14 protein-coding genes and 3 pseudogenes are annotated in these 17,635 nt (G+C 61.5%); 4 read left to right on the forward strand and 13 right to left on the reverse strand.

Going from position 1 to position 17,635, the window contains the following annotated elements; translation table 11 throughout:
- Positions 1-28: 28 nt before the first annotated feature.
- From AC3RCM_RS08215 to AC3RCM_RS08225, 3 genes are all read right to left on the reverse strand, one after another.
- Entirely contained in the window at positions 29-757 is a 729-nt protein-coding gene (locus AC3RCM_RS08215) for an aspartate/glutamate racemase family protein (protein ID WP_010955048.1), read from the reverse strand.
- Positions 758-773: 16 nt separating this feature from the next.
- Positions 774-2,306 (reverse strand): NCS1 family nucleobase:cation symporter-1, encoded by a 1,533-nt coding sequence (locus AC3RCM_RS08220; RefSeq protein ID WP_047604158.1) that lies wholly within the window; start codon positions 2,304-2,306, stop codon positions 774-776.
- A gap of 495 nt (positions 2,307-2,801) precedes the next feature.
- Entirely contained in the window at positions 2,802-3,239 is a 438-nt protein-coding gene (locus AC3RCM_RS08225; protein ID WP_003254357.1) for an Lrp/AsnC family transcriptional regulator, read from the reverse strand.
- A 133-nt stretch (positions 3,240-3,372) separates the two neighbouring features.
- Here AC3RCM_RS08225 and AC3RCM_RS08230 point away from each other — a divergent pair, with 133 nt between their 5' ends.
- Both AC3RCM_RS08230 and AC3RCM_RS08235 read left to right on the forward strand, forming a co-directional pair.
- A complete protein-coding gene (locus tag AC3RCM_RS08230; RefSeq protein ID WP_409312940.1) occupies positions 3,373-4,296 on the forward strand; it encodes a DMT family transporter in 924 nt (307 codons plus the stop codon).
- 31 nt (positions 4,297-4,327) lie between these two features.
- Positions 4,328-5,254, forward strand: coding sequence for a class I SAM-dependent methyltransferase (locus AC3RCM_RS08235; protein WP_371928137.1), 927 nt, complete (start codon positions 4,328-4,330; stop codon positions 5,252-5,254).
- A 13-nt stretch (positions 5,255-5,267) separates the two neighbouring features.
- Here the strand turns inward: AC3RCM_RS08235 and AC3RCM_RS08240 are convergent, their stop codons facing one another.
- Together AC3RCM_RS08240 and AC3RCM_RS08245 are read right to left on the reverse strand one after the other, a co-directional pair.
- Complete coding sequence (locus tag AC3RCM_RS08240; protein WP_492629500.1) at positions 5,268-6,266, reverse strand: sulfate ABC transporter substrate-binding protein; 999 nt, start codon at positions 6,264-6,266, stop codon at positions 5,268-5,270.
- Positions 6,267-6,477: 211 nt separating this feature from the next.
- Positions 6,478-7,299, reverse strand: coding sequence for an ion transporter (locus AC3RCM_RS08245; RefSeq protein ID WP_064493256.1), 822 nt, complete (start codon positions 7,297-7,299; stop codon positions 6,478-6,480).
- Between the two features lie 154 nt (positions 7,300-7,453).
- On the opposite strand from AC3RCM_RS08245, the pseudogene AC3RCM_RS08250 reads away from it, so the two are divergent.
- A pseudogene (locus AC3RCM_RS08250) lies at positions 7,454-7,747 on the forward strand (RHS repeat-associated core domain-containing protein); the annotation flags it as partial.
- 564 nt (positions 7,748-8,311) lie between these two features.
- On the opposite strand, the pseudogene AC3RCM_RS08255 reads toward AC3RCM_RS08250, so the two are convergent.
- Positions 8,312-8,467 (reverse strand): annotated as a pseudogene (locus tag AC3RCM_RS08255) (urea transporter); the annotation flags it as partial.
- Positions 8,468-8,684: 217 nt separating this feature from the next.
- Positions 8,685-8,940: pseudogene (locus AC3RCM_RS08260) on the reverse strand (hypothetical protein); the annotation flags it as partial.
- Positions 8,941-9,080: 140 nt separating this feature from the next.
- Between AC3RCM_RS08260 and AC3RCM_RS08265 the strand changes: the two are divergent.
- Positions 9,081-9,815, forward strand: coding sequence for an RHS repeat-associated core domain-containing protein (locus AC3RCM_RS08265; RefSeq protein ID WP_104887841.1), 735 nt, complete (start codon positions 9,081-9,083; stop codon positions 9,813-9,815).
- On the opposite strand, the gene AC3RCM_RS08270 is transcribed toward AC3RCM_RS08265, so the two are convergent.
- From AC3RCM_RS08270 to gcl, 6 genes are all read right to left on the reverse strand, one after another.
- Positions 9,812-10,687 (reverse strand): urea transporter, encoded by an 876-nt coding sequence (locus AC3RCM_RS08270; RefSeq protein WP_492629501.1) that lies wholly within the window; start codon positions 10,685-10,687, stop codon positions 9,812-9,814. The two genes, AC3RCM_RS08265 and AC3RCM_RS08270, sit on opposite strands and share 4 nt — an antisense overlap.
- A gap of 206 nt (positions 10,688-10,893) precedes the next feature.
- Positions 10,894-12,309, reverse strand: a complete 1,416-nt coding sequence (gene pyk / locus AC3RCM_RS08275) for a pyruvate kinase (protein ID WP_064493253.1) — start codon at positions 12,307-12,309, stop codon at positions 10,894-10,896.
- Entirely contained in the window at positions 12,306-13,580 is a 1,275-nt protein-coding gene (locus AC3RCM_RS08280) for a glycerate kinase type-2 family protein (RefSeq protein ID WP_020192149.1), read from the reverse strand. The genes pyk and AC3RCM_RS08280 overlap by 4 nt, the downstream gene beginning before the upstream one ends.
- Positions 13,581-13,813: 233 nt before the next feature.
- Positions 13,814-14,707, reverse strand: coding sequence for a 2-hydroxy-3-oxopropionate reductase (locus tag AC3RCM_RS08285; RefSeq protein ID WP_064493251.1), 894 nt, complete (start codon positions 14,705-14,707; stop codon positions 13,814-13,816).
- 152 nt (positions 14,708-14,859) lie between these two features.
- Positions 14,860-15,642, reverse strand: coding sequence for a hydroxypyruvate isomerase (hyi, locus tag AC3RCM_RS08290; protein WP_010955039.1), 783 nt, complete (start codon positions 15,640-15,642; stop codon positions 14,860-14,862).
- Between the two features lie 53 nt (positions 15,643-15,695).
- Positions 15,696-17,471 (reverse strand): glyoxylate carboligase, encoded by a 1,776-nt coding sequence (gene gcl, locus AC3RCM_RS08295; RefSeq protein WP_010955038.1) that lies wholly within the window; start codon positions 17,469-17,471, stop codon positions 15,696-15,698.
- Positions 17,472-17,635 lie beyond the last annotated feature (164 nt).

Genomic DNA, 17,635 nt, shown 5'->3' on the forward strand with positions numbered 1-17,635 from the left:
CGAAGAGGCCGGTACAGGCGAAGGATGTCTAGCGGCCGAAGCGCATCGGCCAGCCCACCACTTTCTTCGCCCGTGGCGTCGCATAGGTGCGCACTTTGGACGTGCTCAAACCCATGCGCACCAGCGATTCGGCAATGGTCACCGCTGCACTCACACCATCCACCACCGGCACGCCGGTGCGTTGGCGAATCTGCTCGTCCAGCCCGGCCATGCCGCCACAACCCAGGCAGATCACCTCGGCCTTGTCGTCGCGCACGGCGCGTTCGGCCTGCTCGACAATCGCCTCCACGGCCCGCAGCGGGTCGGCTTCCAGTTCCAGCACCGCCAGCCCGCTGGCTCGCACCGAGGCGCAGCGGTCATACAGGCCCGAGAGCTTCAGGCGGTCCTCGATCAGTGGCACGGTGCGGTCAAGCGTGGTTACTACGGAATAGGCGTGGCCCAGGTACATTGCCGTGCTGGCGGCGGCGTCGGTAATGTCCACCACAGGCACGTTGAGCAGTTCCTGCAGGCCTTCGCGGCCATGCTCGCCATAACCGGCCTGGATCACGGCATCGTAAGGCCCTTCAAAGGCCAGTACCCGGTCCATCACCGCGATGGCCGCGAGGTAGCTCTCGAAATTGCCCTCCACCGATTCGGCGCCAAACCAGGGTGTCAGGCCGACGATTTCGGTACCGGGTGCGGCCACCGCACGGGCCTGTTCGGCAATGGCGTGGGTGATGGCTTCGGTAGTGTTGACGTTGGCGATCAGAATACGCATGGGCAGTCCTCCTTGATCAATGGCCGCTGTGGTCGACGGCGATGCACTCGCCGCTGACGTCGTGGTAATGGCGGTTACGTGGCGCGATAAGCAGGTACAGGGCGGCGGCGATGCCGGCACCAATCAGCCAGGAGAACGGCGCGATGCCCTGGAAGTTGGGCACCAGGGCCAGCACGATGGCCAGCAGTGCGGCCGGCACGAAGGCGGCCACGGCGCGCAGGTTGATGCCCTTGCTGTAGTGATAGGCGCCGGCAGGGTGCTCGGTATACAGCTCCGGCACGTTGATGCAGCCTTTGCGCAGCAACCAGTAGTCGGACATGATCACGCCGTACAGCGGGCCGAGCAGGGCGCCCAGGCCCGACAGGAAGTACACGATCACCAGCGGGCTGTTGTACAGGTTCCAGGGCAGGATCAGCACCGCCAGGGTGGCGCTGATCAGCCCGGCACGCCGGAAGTTCAGGTGGCGCGGCGCCAGGTTGCTGAGTACGAAGGCCGGGGCGACGAAGTTGGCCATGATGTTCACCGCCACGGTGACGATCAGGAAGGCCAGGCAGCCGAGCACCAGGAATGGCGTGCTGGGTATGGCGGCGACGATCTGCGTCGGGCTGTCGATGATCTGGCCGTTGATCTGGAATTGCGCGCCGCACAGCACCACGGTGATCACGGCGAATACCAGGATGTTTACCGGCAGGCCCCAGAAGTTGCCCACGCGGATGGTCTTGCGGCAAGGCGAGGAGCGGGCGAAGTCACAGAAGTTCAGCACCAGGGTGCCGTAGATCGCCAGCCACAGTGCGCCGCCGGCAAAGATGTTGCGCCACATCTCGTAGCCGGTCAGCGGCGTAGCCACCGACCAGGCAATGCGCGCGTCGGCCTTGAAGTACATGAACACCGCCAGGGCGGCGACGGTCAGCAGGATCACTGGCCCGGCAAAGGCCTCGTAACGGCGCACCATCTCCATGCCGTAGGCCAGGATCACCAGCTGCACCAGCCAGATCGACACGAAACACACCCAGCCCAGGCTCGACAGGCCGAGGATGCTGTCGTGGTCGTAGGCTGCAAGTTGCGGCCACACGGCGGTGAGCAGCACCCGCAGCACCACCGATGCCAGGTAGGTCTGGATGCCGAACCAGGCGATGGCGATGACGGCACGGATCAGCGCCGGGATCTGCGCGCCGTGGATGCCGAAGGCAATGCGGCTGATGACCGGGAACGGTACCCCGGTTTTCTGCCCCATGTAACCCGACAGGTTCATGAAGAAGTACACCAGTGCCGCGCCGATGGCCAGCGACAGCAGAATTTGCCAGCCACCCAGGCCGAGGGCGAACAAGCCCATGGCGAACGAATAGTTGGCGATATTGTGCACATCGTTTGTCCACAGCGCGAAGATGCTGTAGCCGCCCCAGCGACGGCCTTCCATACGCGTTGGCGCCAGGTCGCGGTTATGCAGGCGCGGGCTGAGAACAAGGTCCGGCTGGTGGCCGGCAAGCGTGGACGCGGGGTGTGTGCTGGCGACGGATAGTTCAGGGGCAAGGTCGAGGCTGCTACTCATTCCGGCGGGCTCCTGATGCGCTTGGACTGCGATGAGCGGGCATGCGCACGGGCTCGCCATCTCGTCGATGCAGCGTTGGCATCACAGGGTTGTGGGCGCGGTGGCTGACATTGGGTCGGCGTCGCGGATTCTTGTGTATCTATGTTTGTTTAAGTTGTATACAAAACACGAACACACAAAAGCGAGTTCCATGCCAAGGGAAGAGCAGGTTTCAACAGGTGATGATTTCGAACTTATCTTGTTAAAAGGTAAGTTAATGAAATACAGAGAATATAAGTTGACCGTATGAACAAGTTTAAATTTTTGAAAGATTGATTAGTTGATCAATTGGTCAAAATAACGGGAGGAAAGTGTGTAACGAATTGGGGCGCTACTGAAGAAAGTGCACACAAAAATGGCACCTATGGTTACGTTTTTGTGTACAAAAAATAGTCAGCTTTTCCTGTGCTGGCCTCTTCGCGAGCACGCCTGCGAGGAGGCCAGTACAGGGGCCGATCAATCCATTGGCGGCAACCGCCGCTTGACCGGGGTCTTCTTGATGATCGCGGTATTGGTCTCAGCCAGCACATTCATGAGGTCGAGCAGCGTGTCCAACTGCTCCATCGAGCGCACATGCAGTCGGGCGACGAAGCAGTCTTCGCCAATGACCTTGTCGCATTCGGTGAACTCAGGGATGGCAATGATCTGGCGCTCCACTTCTTGCAGCTTCCCCGGCAACGGACGGATACGCACGATCGCCTGCAACTGGTAGCCAAAGGCGCGTGGGTCGACCTCCACGGTATAGCCGCGCAGCACGCCACGCTCTTCCAGCCGCCGCAGGCGCTCGCTGACGCTGGGTGCGGACAGCCCGCTGACCTGCGCCAGAGCCTTGAGCGAGCGGCGCGAGTCCTCCATCAGTGCGTTGATCAATAATTGGTCAATGGCATCGGTCATGCTCACCTCATCAGGTAATTCGTGTTATCTGCCTTGATAGTAAAGGCAGGTTGGCAAAAACGCCTTGGTTATCCGCTGGATGGCCCGCCTTCAGCCTTTGCATACTGTGGCCATTATCAAAGGGAGGTTTGAGATGGACAGTTCATTGCGCCGCGGCTCGCTGGAAATGGTGGCCGCCATGCTGATTTCCGGGACCATTGGCTGGTTCGTGCTGGTGTCCGGCCAGCCGGTGCTGGATGTGGTGTTCTGGCGCTGCGTGTTCGGTGCCGTGACCTTGCTGGCGATTTGCGCCGCGTTTGGCTTTCTGCGCCCAGGCGTGATCAGCCGCACGGCATTTTTGCTGGCGATTGCCAGCGGGGTGGCCATTGTCGGCAACTGGCTGCTGTTGTTCGCTTCGTACGCACGGGCGTCGATTGCCATTGGCACGGCGGTGTACAACGTGCAGCCGTTCATGCTGGTGGGGCTGGCGGCGCTGTTTCTGGGCGAAAAGATCACGTTGGCCAAGGTGACCTGGTTGAGTGTGGCGTTCCTCGGCATGCTGGCCATCGTCAGTGCCCACGGCGCTGGGCAAAGTAATGGCGAGGACTATCTGCTGGGGATTGCCCTGGCGCTGGGGGCGGCGTTTCTGTATGCAATCGCGGCCTTGATCATCAAGCGCCTGAGTGGCACGCCCCCGCACCTGATTGCGTTGATTCAGGTAACCACGGGTGTGTTGCTGCTGGCGCCATGGGTCACGCTTGGCGGGTTGCCGGTCGAAGTGCCGGCGTTGGCCAGCTTGTTGACACTGGGGATGGTGCACACCGGCCTGATGTATGTGCTGTTGTACAGCGCCATCCAGCGTTTGCCCACGGCGTTGACCGGTGCGCTGTCGTTCATTTACCCGATTGCGGCAATTCTGGTGGACTGGGTGGCGTTCGGGCACCGCCTGGTGCCGCTGCAGTGGCTGGGCGTGGGGTTGATCCTGCTGGCGGCAGCGGGGATGCAGCAGGGGTGGTGGTTCCGCTCGGCGCGCCATCCTGTAGGCGCGGGTTTACCCGCGAAGAGGCCCGCAAGGTAGAATGCCGCTTTTTGCCAGCCTGCGATCCGCCATGACCTCGCCCATCGACACCCTTGAGCAACACCTGCTTGCCGCCCTTGACCCTGCACCACGGGAAACCCGCCGCCTGTTTCACGGCCGCGGCCGCTGCTGGCAGGGCCTGGAGCAGGTCACCGTCGACTGGCTGCAGGGCGTGCTGTCGGTCGCCTTGTTCCGTGAGCCGCCCGAGGGCCAGCTCGCCGAACTGGAAGCCATGCTGCGCAGCTTGGCCGAGCGCCCGCAGTGGACGGGTCAGGCAGTCATCATCCAGCACCGCTACCTGCCCGACAGCCCGGGCCAGTGGCTGCTGGGCGAGCCGTGCCAGCAACGCGAAGTGATCGAGGACGGCCTGACCTACCTGCTGGACCTGGGCGTGCGGCAAAACAATGGCCTGTTCCTCGACATGCGCTATGGCCGCCGCTGGGTGCGCGAGCAGGCGGCGGGCAAGCGTGTGCTGAACCTGTTCGCTTATACCTGCGGCTTTTCCGTGGCAGCGATTGCCGGCGGCGCTGAGCAGGTGGTGAACCTGGATATGGCCAAGTCGGCCCTGTCGCGAGGCCGGGACAACCATCGCCTCAATGGCCACGATGCATCACGGGTGGCGTACCTGGGGCATGAACTGTTCAAGTCGTGGGGCAAGGTGCGTAAGTACGGGCCTTATGACCTGATCATCATCGACCCGCCGACCTTCCAGCGTGGCAGCTTTGTGCTGACCCAGGATTACGCAAAGATCCTGCGGCGTTTGCCGGAGTTGTTGAGCGAAGGCGGGACGGTGCTGGCGTGTGTCAACGACCCGGGGATCGGGCCTGAGTTTCTGATTGAAGGCATGGCAGAGCAGGCGCCTTCGTTGGCTTATGTCGAGCGCCTGGAAAACCCGCCGGAGTTTCCGGACGTTGACCCGGCGGGGGGGCTGAAGGCCTTGGTGTTCCGCCGGGTTTGATGTTGCTTGTGCGTTACTGACTGGTATAGATCTGGTCAAACACCCCACCATCATTGAAGTGGGTCTTCTGCACGGTACGCCAGTCACCGAAGGTTTTCTCCACCGACAGGAAGTCCACTTTCGGGAAGCGGTCGGTGTACTTGGCCAGTACCGTCGCATCACGCGGGCGCAGGTAGTTGTTGGCGGCGATCTCTTGGGCTGCTGGTGACCACAGGTACTTCAGGTATTCCTCGGCCACGGCCTGGGTGCCTTTCCGGGCCACTACCTTGTCGACCACCGTCACCGGTGGCTCGGCTTCGGCCGATACGCTTGGGTAGACCACTTCGAACTGGTCGCGGCCGAACTCGCGGGCGATCATCTCGGCTTCGTTCTCGAAGGTGACCAGCACGTCACCGATCTGGTTGGTCATGAACGTGGTAGTGGCGGCGCGGCCACCGGTGTCCAGCACGGGTGCCTGCTTGAACAGCTTGCCGACGAAGTCGCGGGCTTTGCTTTCATCGCCGCCTTGCTTGAGTACGTAGCCCCAGGCCGACAGGTAGGTATAGCGGCCATTACCCGAGGTTTTCGGGTTGGGCACAATCACCTGGACACCGTCCTTGAGCAGGTCGGGCCAGTCTTTCAGGGCTTTCGGGTTGCCCTTGCGCACGATGAACACAGTGGCCGAGGTGAACGGCGCGCTGTTGTTCGGCAGGCGGGTGACCCAGTTGTCGGGCACCAGCTTGCCGTTGTCTGCCAGGGCGTTGATGTCGGTGGCCATGTTCATGGTGATGACATCGGCCGGCAGGCCATCGATCACTGCACGGGCCTGCTTGCTCGAGCCGCCGAAGGACATCTGCACGTTGACCTTCTCGTTGTGCTCGGCTTCCCAGTGCTTCTGGAAGGCCGGGTTGTAGTCCTTGTAGAAGTCGCGCATCACGTCGTAGGAAACGTTGAGCAGGGTGGGGGCGGCCTGGGCGAGGTTGCCCAAGGCCAGGCCTGCGGCGAGCAGCGAGGCGGTGAAGAGTTTTTTCACGTTGCTTCCTTGTTCTTGAAGGGTGTTGGGGCAGATTGCCAGCGACTATAACGGGTGGGTTTACACGGGTTAAAGAACAAAAAATGCTTTGGTTATGCTTCTGCCTGTGCCGGCCTCTTCGCGGGTAAACCCGCTCCTACGGGGGACCGCGCACGGTCCCTGCCTGTTGGTAGGAGCGGGTTTACCCGCGAAGAGGCCGGCGCAGGCGATATCACGCTTTGGGAAACAACCCATTCCCACAGCGAGAACAGAACGCCGCCCCCTGCTCGTGGGTCTTCTTGTGGCAGGTCGGGCAATCATGCTGCAGCTGCTCCCCACGCATGGCATTGGCCAGCTCGGCGGTAAAGATGCCGGTCGGCACGGCAATGATCGAGTAGCCGGTAATCATCACCAGCGACGACAGCACCTGCCCCAGCGGGGTCTTCGGCACGATGTCGCCAAAGCCCACTGTGGTCAGGGTAACGATGGCCCAGTAGATGCCTTTGGGGATGCTGGTAAAGCCATGCTCAGGCCCTTCGATCACGTACATCAGCGTGCCGAACACGGTCACCAGCGTCGATACCGTCACCAGGAACACGATGATCTTCTGCTTGCTGCCGCGCAGCGCCTCCATCAGGTAATGGGCCTGCTTTAGGTACGGGCTGAGCTTGAGTACACGGAAGATCCGCAGCATCCGGATGACCCGGATGATGAGCAGGTACTGGGCGTCGCTGTAGTACAGCGCGAGGATCCCCGGCACGATCGCCAGTAAATCGACCAGGCCGTAGAAACTGAAGGCATAGCGCAACGGCTTGGGCGAGCAGTACAGGCGGGTGATGTATTCGGCCAGGAAGATCGCGGTAAAGCCCCACTCGATGCCGGCCAGCAGGCCGGCGTAGCCTTGGTGCACCTCGTCGATGCTGTCGAGAATGACGGTGACCAGGCTGGCCAGGATGATCAGCAGGAGGATCTTGTCGAAGCGGCGACCGGCTACGGTGTCGGTCTGGAAGACCATGATGTAGAGGCGTTCGCGTAAAGGCAGAGGTGCGGTCATGAAGTGCAGGTTCCGAAAGCTTGAGATGCAAGACTAGATGCACAGGGCCTGCTACGGAAAGGTGAATCATGTCACCTGCTAAAAATGCCAGTACTAAGGTTCTCGTCGAGGCCTCAGTATAAGACTGGGTATTTCATTGACAGCGAGGCGGGAAATGAACGACCAGTCAAAAGCAGTAAGCCGGCAGCGTTTGGGGCACACTTTGTTAGCTTACACACCATTTGGTTTTTTACAGTGCATCGAGAGCGCAACGCGCTTGGCGTTCAATGGGCAGTGGTTGGAGAGAGGAACGCAGGGGTATCTGCTGGGCAGTGGGAAGCGGCTGTTCAATCCTGCACTTATGCGTTTTTCCAGTCCAGACAGTTTGAGCCCCTTTGGCAGAGGTGGCGTGAATGCATACATGTATTGCGGTGGAGATCCTGTGAACCATACCGACCCCTCAGGCAACGCAGGAGTAAAAACCGGTTTCGGTAAGTTCATGAAGCAGAAGAATGTGAACTTGGCGCAGCGGACGAGAGCCAAGAAGTTCTTACGCGAGCCGATGCAGGCGATTGCCGAGCAGAAAGGAACGTTTAGATTTACGGTAAAGGTAGGTTCATCTTATATTGAGGTGAATGTAGTGGACGGGAGCTTCTCTTATGCGTCTAGAACCAGTTTCGATTTGCTGTCGAATCCTGCTAAATACCAAAAAAATGGCATTGAAGTGAGTCTCGACCATGTTCCTATGATGCCGGTTGGCAGGGGTTTTTCATCAACAATGGATCTTGTTCCTAAAGAAAAAACCAGCGCAATGCCACCGATTACTCCACAACACCCTCAACTACCGGCTGCAGGGGCGAATTTAAGAGCTAACTTGCCTATCGACGCGACGATTGATTCTTCTGAGGCTTAGCTGAGTAAACGCACTGTCACCTACATGCATTAACCAGCAGGCAACTACAAATGGTGCGATCAGCGCTGCCATAGGTAGAAGGCCGGACAGCGGTTGCGGCAGCAAGGCCAGGGCGTTCGCCAGCAGACCGGCTAGGGCAACAAACAGGGCGCCGCCGATCAGGTTGGGCGCGGTCAGCAGGATGGCCAGGGGGGTGTGCAGCAGCACCTGGCTGAAGCCGTTGAGTAACGCCGTGGCTCGATCGGGGCACGGGTTGACGAAATGTTTGGTGTACATGGGGCAGTCAGTGAGGTTGATGGGGGGCGGTGGGCCTCTTTGGGCCTCGGTTTTCCGCGGTCGGGTAGAGCGGTATTCGGGGAGGGCTTTGCCCTCCAATCGCGACACAAGGCCGCTCCCACAGGGATCGCATTTCCTTGTGCCAGCGCGGCCCTGTCGGAGCGGCCCGCGAATAGGCGGCGCAGGCGCTATCACGCTTTGGGAAACAACCCATTCCCACAGCGAGAACAGAACGCCGCCTCACCAGGAACACGATGTTCTTCTGCTTGCTGCCGCGCAGCGCCTCCATCAGGTAATGGGCCTGCTTGAGGTACGGGCTGAGCTTGAGTACAGATGGCGGCCAGTAAGCCGGCTTAGCTCTGGTGCACTTCGTCGATGCTGTCGAGGATCACCGTGACCAGGCTGGCCAGGATGATCAACAGCAGGATCTTGTCGAAGCGGCGACCGGCTAGGGTGTCGGTCTGGAAGACCATGATGTAGCGGGTTCCGAAGGCAAAGCGGAAAGCCTAGAGGGTCTTTGCCCAAGGCTGCAACGAATGAACTGTTAAAATTGCTAGTTCTCCGGATCGGATTGGCTGGGGCAGAATCCCGTAGGGTCAGGGGGGAGGCGAGCATGAAACTGCAGAGTGGACAGTTACCCGAGCAAATTGCTGTTGAGCGTGCTCAGACGAAGTGGATACGGTCATACGCAGCTTATGGGTATTCACTGAATTGGCCGATTCCTTCATTGGGTTTCAATGGCGAACGGCACGATGGCATCTTGCAAGCCTATGCGCTGGGCAATGGTCACCGATTCTATAGCCCCATTTTTATGCGTTTTTACAGCCCGGATGGTTTAAGCCCTTTTGGGAATGGTGGGCTGAATGCTTACTGTTATTGTGAGGGTGATCCGATAAACAGCTCTGACCCGTCAGGTCAGATGAAACGTGTGAAAACTGGGCTAACTGCTGAGTTTAAGCGCTTCGGCATACCGAAAATTTTCAAAAGGGGAGTGAAGAATCATTTCGCGAACAGCTCTGAAGCTTACAGCTTGGGTATTGGTAGTGCTGGATACGAAATTTCCAGAGGTAAGGATGGTCGGTTTACGGTGGTCAAGGTTGATGGTTTGGGCGCTACTCGGAAACAGTTGGAGCGCTCTCAAGCAGACAACGTTCGCCTTCAAGAACAGAATCAAGTGCTGCAGAGCAGGCTAGATGAGCAGCTAGCGCTACGCTCTCTTCCGAAGCCTCTTCGTCCTCTACCTCCGTCTCCGTCTCCGCCACCGCGCCCGCCAAAGGGTATTTCCTCGGCACCCGATCCAGCTCCCATTAGGCTGCCAGAGGCGGAGTGGATATCTGCCCCCCGTTAGTTCGGTAATCGATGTGAGCTGTCTTTCTGTGTCCTGTGACCTAGGTGATCAGCTACATGCATCAGCCAGCAGGCGGCGACAAAGGGCGCGGTCAGGCCGGGCACAGGCATCAGCTTGAACAGGGGTTGCAGCAGCAAGGCCAGGGCAATCGCCAGCAGGGTCACCCAGGGTTTTTCACCTCGCCTGCTGAAGGCCAGTGCCGCCAGGGCTGCGTTGAAACCGTATAGCCCCAACCAGGCAGCTTGCGGTCGATCGGCGAGCAGCGCCACCCCGCCGCCAATGGCCGAGCCGATCACCGCCCACAGCGCCGCATAGGGATTGGCGATGAACATGCCGACGATGATCAGCAACCCGGCCAAGGGCTGGTCGAGCAGGAAGATCTGGCCTATGCCGCGGGCCAACGCATACAGCAGGTCAGCTTCGACGAAGCCGCTGGGCGAGGGGCTGGCGATTAGCAGTGTGGCCCAGCCGAGCATGACGAAGGGGGCGGTGTAGGCGACCAGCAACTTGCCGCCGCGCTTGCGCCACTGGTGGGTGATGATGCTGGACAGGCCGCCGGCGGCGATGATCAGGGGGGGCAATATGGCCGACCAGGGCAGCACGGCGCTGATCAGGATGCCGATCAGTACGCCGTTGTAGCAGTAAAGCCCGGCCTGGCGGTCGGCACGGTCATAGCCGCGTGCCTGGGCGGTGAGCAGGCCGGCCAGGGCGCCAAGCAGCGCGCCGCCGACCAGGTTGGGTGCTGTCAGCAGGATGGCCAGCAGGCAGCACAGGCCGCACAGGGGGTTGCGCAGCAGCAGCACCTGGCTGAAGCCGTTGAGTAACGCCGTGGCCCAGTCGGGGCACGGGTTGACGAAATTTTTGGTGTACATGGGGCAGTCAGTGAGGTTGATGGGGGAGCGGTGGGCCTCTTTGGGCCTCGGTTTTCCGCGGTCGGGTAGAGCGGTATTCGGGGAGGGCTTTGCCCTCCAAACGCGACACAAGGCCGCTCCCACAGGGATCGCATTTCCTTGTGCCAGCGCGGCCCTGTGGGAGCGGCCTTGTGTCGCGAAAGGGGCGCAACGCGCCCCCGGCAATCTCAGATCAAAGTCTCGATCCGCAGCGTGTTAGTCGTACCCGGCTTGCCGAAAGGCACGCCAGCGGTGATCAGCAGCGTGTCGCCACGGCTGGCCATGCCTTGCGCCTGGGCAATCTCCAGGGCAGTGGAAACCACCTCGTCCACCTGACGCAGGCGGTCGTTGACCACCGAATGCACACCCCAAGCCACGCTCAGGCGGCGTGCGGTGTTCAGGTTCGGCGTCAGGTTGAGGATCGGTGCCCGTGGCCGCTCGCGTGCAGCCCGCAATGTCGAGGCGCCCGACTCGCTGTAGTTGACCAGCACTGCCACCGGCAGGATGCCGCTGATGCGGCGGATGGCGCAGCTGATGGCATCCGACACGGTCGCTTCGGCCTTTGGCCGGCCGACGTCGAGCTGGGCCTGGTAGTCCGGGCCATTCTCCACCTGGCGGATGATCTTGCTCATCATCTGCACAGCTTCCAGCGGGTAATCGCCCGAGGCCGTCTCGGCCGACAGCATCACAGCGTCGGCACCTTCGGCCACGGCGTTGGCCACGTCAGTGACTTCGGCACGGGTTGGCGCTGGCGAGAAACGCATGGATTCGAGCATCTGCGTGGCCACCACCACGGGTTTGCCCAGCTGGCGGCAGGTGCCGATGATGCGCTTCTGGATCTGCGGCACGCTTTCGGCCGGTACTTCCACGCCCAGGTCACCACGGGCCACCATGATCGCGTCTGCCAGCTCGGCGATGGCTTGCAGTTGCTCGACGGCCGATGGTTTCTCGATCTTGGCCATCAGGTAGGCGCGGTCGCCAATCAGCTGGCGCGCTTCGACGATGTCTTCAGGGCGCTGGACGAACGACAGGGCGACCCAGTCCACACCCAGTTCCAGGCCAAAGGCCAGGTCGCGGCGGTCTTTTTCGGTGAGCGGGGAGAGGTCGAGCACCGCTTGCGGTACGTTGACGCCCTTGCGGTCGGAAAGCTCGCCACCGTTCAGCACCTCGGTGTCAATCGCGTCGCTGTGCTTGGCGGTCACGCGCAGGCGCAGTTTGCCGTCGTCCAGCAGCAGGTCCATGCCGGGCTCGAGGGCGGCGATGATTTCGGGGTGCGGCAGGTTGACCCGGCGGCTGTCGCCCGGGTTTTTGTCCAGGTCCAGGCGCAGGGCCTGCCCGCGTTGCAACTGCACTTTGCCTTCGGCGAAGCGGCCAACGCGCAGCTTCGGCCCTTGCAGGTCCATGAGGATGCCCAGCGGGTAGTTCAGCTGTTGCTCGACTTCGCGGATCCACTGGTAGCGCAGGGCGTGGTCGGCATGCTCGCCATGGCTGAAGTTGAGGCGGAAGATGTTCACCCCGGCTTCGACCAGCTGGCGGATATCGTCGATGCCGTTGATCGCAGGGCCAAGGGTGGCGAGGATCTTTACTTTTTTATCAGGCGTCATGATTGGGCAGTCTCGAGGATCAGGATGGCGCGGAAGTCGTTGACGTTGGTGCGGGTCGGTTCGGTGACGATCAGCGCATCCAGCGCGGCGAAGTAGCCGTAGCCGTTGTTGTTGTCCAGCTCGTCGCTGGCCGACAGGCCCAAGGCTTCGGCGCGGTCGTAGCTGGTTGGGGTCATGAAGGCGCCGGCGTTTTCTTCCGAGCCATCGATGCCGTCGGTGTCACCGGCCAGGGCGTACACACCCGGCAGGCCTTTCAGGCTTTCGGTGAGGCTGAGCAGGAACTCGGCGTTACGCCCGCCACGGCCATTGCCGCGCACGGTCACGGTGGTTTCGCCACCCGACAGGATCACGCAGGGCGCTTTGAGCGGCTGGCCGTGCTGAACGATTTGCCGGGCGATACCAGCATGCACCTTGGCCACTTCGCGCGATTCACCTTCCAGGTCGCCGAGAATCAGCGGGCTGAAACCGGCCTGACGGGCTTTGACCGCGGCAGCCTCCAGCGACTGCTGGGGTTTGGCGATCAACTGGAAGTGGCTGCGGGCCAGGGCCGGGTCATCGGCCTTGACGGTTTCCGAGGCCGGGTTGTTCAGCCAGTCGATGACCGCTTTGGGCGCTTCGATGTTGTAGCGTTTGAGGATGGCCAGGGCGTCGGCCGAGGTGCTCGGGTCGGCCACGGTGGGGCCGGAGGCGATTACCGTGGCGAGGTCGCCCGGTACATCGGAAATGGCATAGGTGTAGACCGTGGCCGGCCAGCAGGCCTTGGCCAGGCGCCCGCCCTTGATCGCCGAGAGGTGCTTGCGCACGCAGTTCATCTCGCCGATGGTGGCGCCGGATTTCAGCAGTGCCTTGTTGATCTGCTGCTTGTCGGCCAGGGTCAGGCCTTCGGCAGGCAGGGCCAGCAGCGCCGAGCCACCGCCAGACAGCAGGAAGATGACGCGGTCTTCTTCGTTGAGGTTGCTGACCAGTTCCAGCACGCGCTTGGCCACAGCCAGGCCGGCAGCGTCCGGGACCGGGTGGGCGGCTTCGACCACCTCGATCTTCTGGCAGTTGGCGCCGTGGCCGTAACGGGTCACGACCAGGCCGGAGACTTCGCCCTGCCAGCTTTTCTCGACCACTTCGGCCATGGCAGCTGCGGCCTTGCCGGCGCCGATGACGATAACCCGGCCGCTGCGATCGGCGGGCAGGTAGGGTTCGAGGACTTGACGGGGGTGGGCGGCGGCGATGGCTGTGTCGAACAGCTCGCGGAGAAGTTTTTGCGGATCGACCGACATGGCAGGCTCCCAATTATTGTTGTTCTGCAGAATCCAAAACGCCCCTGGAACTGCCTCCGTGCAGGCCGAACCAGGGGCGGGTGTTGCTCGGGGTCACCCCTGAGCCTGTGGTCGCAGGTTCAGCGGTGTTGGCTTCTTCGCGGGCTTGCCCGCTCCCACAGGTACTGCACAGGTTTCGAGGGTGGTGCGATCCCTGTGGGAGCGGGCGTGCCCGCGAAGAGGCCGGTAAGGTCTTACTTGTCGCCGCGGATCGAGAAGTTGGCCATGTGCTCCAGGCCTTTGATCAGCGCCGAGTGGTCCCAGTTGCCGCCGCCCAGGGCCTGGCAGGTGTTGAACACTTGCTGGGCATTGGAAGTGTTGGGCAGGTTGATGCCCAGTTCCTTGGCGCCTTGCAGGGCCAGGTTCAGGTCCTTCTGGTGCAGGTTGATGCGGAAGCCTGGGTCGAAGGTGCCCTTGATCATGCGCTCGGCGTGCACTTCGAGGATTTTCGACGAAGCAAAGCCGCCCATCAGTGCTTCGCGCACCTTGGCAGGGTCGGCGCCGTTCTTGGCGGCGAACAGCAGGGCTTCGGCCACGGCCTGGATGTTCAGGGCGACAATGATCTGGTTGGCGACCTTGGCGGTCTGGCCGTCACCGTTGCCACCGACGCGGGTGATGTTCTTGCCCATGGCTTCGAACAGCGGCAGGGTGCGCTCGAAGGCGTTCGGGCAGCCACCGACCATGATGCTCAGGGTCGCCGCCTTGGCGCCGACTTCACCACCGGACACCGGGGCGTCCAGGTAGGCGGCACCGGTAGCCTTGATCTTCTCGGCGAAGGCTTTGGTGGCGGTTGGCGAGATCGAGCTCATGTCGATCACCACCTTGTTCGGACCAACGCCTTCGGCCACGCCGTTTTCACCGAACAGGACGCTTTCGACCTGCGGGGTGTCGGGGACCATGACGATGATGAATTCGGCTTCCTGGGCAACCTCTTTCGGGTTGGCCAGGGCCACGGCACCGGCAGCGATCAGGTCGGCTGGCGCGGCGTCGTGGTGGGTGGAAATGAACAGGCTGTGACCTGCCTTTTGCAGGTTCTGAGCCATGGGCTTGCCCATGATGCCGGTGCCGATGAAACCGATTTTAGCCATGAGAAATTACCTCTTTGTAATTGTGATATCTCAAGCAAGCTTTGGCCCCCTGTGGGAGCGGGCTCGCCCGCGAAGCAGACAACTCGGTGGATGGCACCGGCTTTGCCGGTGTTCGCGGGCGAGCCCGCTCCCACAGGGTCCCGAGTTGTTCCTCAGATTGCGTTATGGGTTTTCAGCCAGCCCAGGCCCGCTTCGGTGGTGGTCAGCGGCTTGTACTCCGCGCCCACCCAGCCCTGGTAGCCAATGCGGTCCAGGTGTTCGAACAGGAAGCGGTAGTTGATCTCGCCGGTGCCTGGTTCATTGCGGCCTGGGTTGTCGGCCAGCTGGATGTGGTTGATCAGCTTCAGGTTGGCTTCCATGGTGCGAGCCAGGTCACCTTCCATGATCTGCATGTGGTAGATGTCGTACTGCAGGAACAGGTTGTCGCTGCCCACTTCGGCCTGGATTTCCAGCGCCTGCTGGGTGGTGTTCAGGTAGAAGCCGGGGATGTCGCGGGTGTTGATCATTTCCATGACCAGGCGGATCCCGGCGCCCTTGAGCTTGTCAGCGGCGTAGCGCAGGTTCTCGACGAAGGTCTTACGCACGGTGGCGCAGTCCGGGCCTTGTGGGCGGATGCCGGCCAGGGCGTTGACCTGGGTATTGCCCAGCACCTTGGCGTACTCGATGGCCTTGTCGACACCGGCACGGAACTCTTCGATGCGGTCGGGGTGGCAGGTGATACCGCGCTCACCTTTGGCCCAGTCGCCGGCCGGCAGGTTGAACAGCACCTGGGTCAGGCCGTTGGCCTCCAGCTGCTGCTTGATGTCGGCAGCGCTGAAGTCGTACGGGAACAGGTATTCGACGCCGCTGAAACCAGCATCGGCGGCAGCCTTGAAGCGGGCCAGGAAGTCCTGTTCGGTGAACAGCATGGACAGGTTGGCAGCGAAGCGAGGCATGAGTTGTCTCCTTGCGATGAAGGCCCCCAGGCGTGCCTGGGGGCGTCAGGCGATCAGTCCAGCAGCGAGATGGCGGTTGGCGCGTCGTTGCCGACCAGGGCCAGGTCTTCGAATTCGTTGACCGCGTTGATCTCGGTGCCCATGGAAATGTTGGTCACACGCTCGAGAATCACTTCAACCACCACCGGCACGCGGAACTCTTCGGCCATCTTCTGTGCCTTGATCAGGGCAGGGGCGATTTCTGCTGGCTCGAACACACGGATGGCCTTGCAACCCAGTCCTTCGACCACAGCGACGTGGTCGACACCGTAGGTGGCAGCGTCGGTCGAGTTGATGTTCTCGAACGCCAGTTGTACACAGTAATCCATGTCGAAGCCACGCTGCGCCTGGCGGATCAGGCCCAGGTAGGCGTTGTTCACCAGCACGTGGACGTACGGCAGGTTGAACTGGGCGCCTACCGCCAGTTCTTCGATCATGAACTGGAAGTCGTAGTCACCCGACAGCGCCACAACCTTGCGCTTCGGATCGGCTTTGACCACGCCCAGCGCAGCAGGGATGGTCCAGCCCAGCGGGCCGGCCTGGCCGCAGTTGATCCAGTGGCGAGGCTTGTACACATGCAGGAACTGCGCGCCGGCAATCTGCGACAGGCCGATGGTGCTGACGTAGCAGGTGTCTTTGCCGAACACCTGGTTCATTTCTTCGTAGACGCGCTGCGGCTTGACCGGCACGTTGTCGAAGTGGGTCTTGCGCTGCAGGCTCGACTTGCGCTCCTGGCACTCTTCCAGCCAGGCCTTGCGGCACTTGAGCTTGCCGGCGGCTTTCCACTCGCGGGCCACTTCCAGGAACACGTCCAGTGCCTTGCCAGCATCGGAAACGATGCCCAGGTCCGGGGTGAACACGCGGCCGATCTGGGTCGGTTCGATGTCGACGTGCACGAACTTGCGGCCTTCGGTGTAGACATCGACGGAACCGGTGTGGCGGTTGGCCCAGCGGTTACCGATACCGAATACCAGGTCGGATTTCAGCAGGGTTGCGTTGCCATAGCGGTGCGAGGTCTGCAGGCCGACCATGCCGACCATCTGTGCGTGGTCGTCCGGGATGGTGCCCCAGCCCATCAGGGTCGGGATCACGGGTACGCCGGTCAGTTCGGCGAATTCGACCAGCTTGTCGCTGGCGTCGGCGTTGATGATGCCGCCACCGGCTACCAGCAGTGGGCGCTCGGCGTCATTGAGCAGGGCCAGGGCTTTTTCGGCCTGTACGCGTGTGGCGGACGGTTTGTGCACGGGCAGCGGTTCGTAGGCGTCGATGTCGAATTCGATTTCGGCCATCTGCACGTCGAACGGCAGGTCGATCAGCACCGGGCCTGGGCGGCCGGTACGCATTTCATAGAAGGCCTTCTGGAAGGCGTAAGGCACCTGGCCTGGCTCCAGAACGGTGGTCGCCCACTTGGTTACTGGCTTGACGATGTTGGTGATGTCGACAGCCTGGAAGTCTTCCTTGTGCAGGCGGGCACGTGGCGCCTGGCCAGTGATGCACAGAATCGGGATGGAGTCGGCCGAGGCACTGTACAGGCCGGTGACCATGTCGGTGCCGGCAGGGCCGGAAGTGCCGATGCACACACCGATGTTGCCCGGGTTGGCGCGGGTGTAGCCCTCGGCCATGTGCGAGGCACCTTCGACGTGACGAGCGAGGACGTGATCGATGCCACCGACTTTCTTCAGGGCCGAATACAACGGGTTGATGGCAGCCCCCGGGATGCCGAACGCGGTATCTACACCTTCACGGCGCATGACCAGAACGGCTGCATCGATTGCTCTCATTTTGCTCATGGTTTGTGCCTCATCGATTTTGTAATTGTATACAACTTTCTTTGCGACAGAGTGTATTCACGCCTGGCGGCTTAGGTCAATGGGTTTTCATCGGCTAAGCTGGCTTTCGTCAGAGCGCCCGTGAAAACGGGGGTTTGCGCCATCGCATACGATCGTTTCAAAAT

Source organism: Pseudomonas sp. GW823-FHT05G12, from assembly GCF_058795575.1.

What these genes read in the sequence shown, in the direction of transcription:
- AC3RCM_RS08215 (WP_010955048.1), bottom strand. Translation starts at nt 757, where the DNA reads ATGCGTATTCTGATCGCCAACGTCAACACTACCGAAGCCATCACCCAC.
- AC3RCM_RS08220 (WP_047604158.1), bottom strand. Translation starts at nt 2,306, where the DNA reads ATGAGTAGCAGCCTCGACCTTGCCCCTGAACTATCCGTCGCCAGCACA.
- AC3RCM_RS08225 (WP_003254357.1), bottom strand. Translation starts at nt 3,239, where the DNA reads ATGACCGATGCCATTGACCAATTATTGATCAACGCACTGATGGAGGAC.
- AC3RCM_RS08230 (WP_409312940.1), top strand. Translation starts at nt 3,373, where the DNA reads ATGGACAGTTCATTGCGCCGCGGCTCGCTGGAAATGGTGGCCGCCATG.
- AC3RCM_RS08235 (WP_371928137.1), top strand. Translation starts at nt 4,328, where the DNA reads ATGACCTCGCCCATCGACACCCTTGAGCAACACCTGCTTGCCGCCCTT.
- AC3RCM_RS08245 (WP_064493256.1), bottom strand. Translation starts at nt 7,299, where the DNA reads ATGACCGCACCTCTGCCTTTACGCGAACGCCTCTACATCATGGTCTTC.
- AC3RCM_RS08265 (WP_104887841.1), top strand. Translation starts at nt 9,081, where the DNA reads ATGAAACTGCAGAGTGGACAGTTACCCGAGCAAATTGCTGTTGAGCGT.
- AC3RCM_RS08270 (WP_492629501.1), bottom strand. Translation starts at nt 10,687, where the DNA reads ATGTACACCAAAAATTTCGTCAACCCGTGCCCCGACTGGGCCACGGCG.
- pyk (WP_064493253.1), bottom strand. Translation starts at nt 12,309, where the DNA reads ATGACGCCTGATAAAAAAGTAAAGATCCTCGCCACCCTTGGCCCTGCG.
- AC3RCM_RS08280 (WP_020192149.1), bottom strand. Translation starts at nt 13,580, where the DNA reads ATGTCGGTCGATCCGCAAAAACTTCTCCGCGAGCTGTTCGACACAGCC.
- AC3RCM_RS08285 (WP_064493251.1), bottom strand. Translation starts at nt 14,707, where the DNA reads ATGGCTAAAATCGGTTTCATCGGCACCGGCATCATGGGCAAGCCCATG.
- hyi (WP_010955039.1), bottom strand. Translation starts at nt 15,642, where the DNA reads ATGCCTCGCTTCGCTGCCAACCTGTCCATGCTGTTCACCGAACAGGAC.
- gcl (WP_010955038.1), bottom strand. Translation starts at nt 17,471, where the DNA reads ATGAGCAAAATGAGAGCAATCGATGCAGCCGTTCTGGTCATGCGCCGT.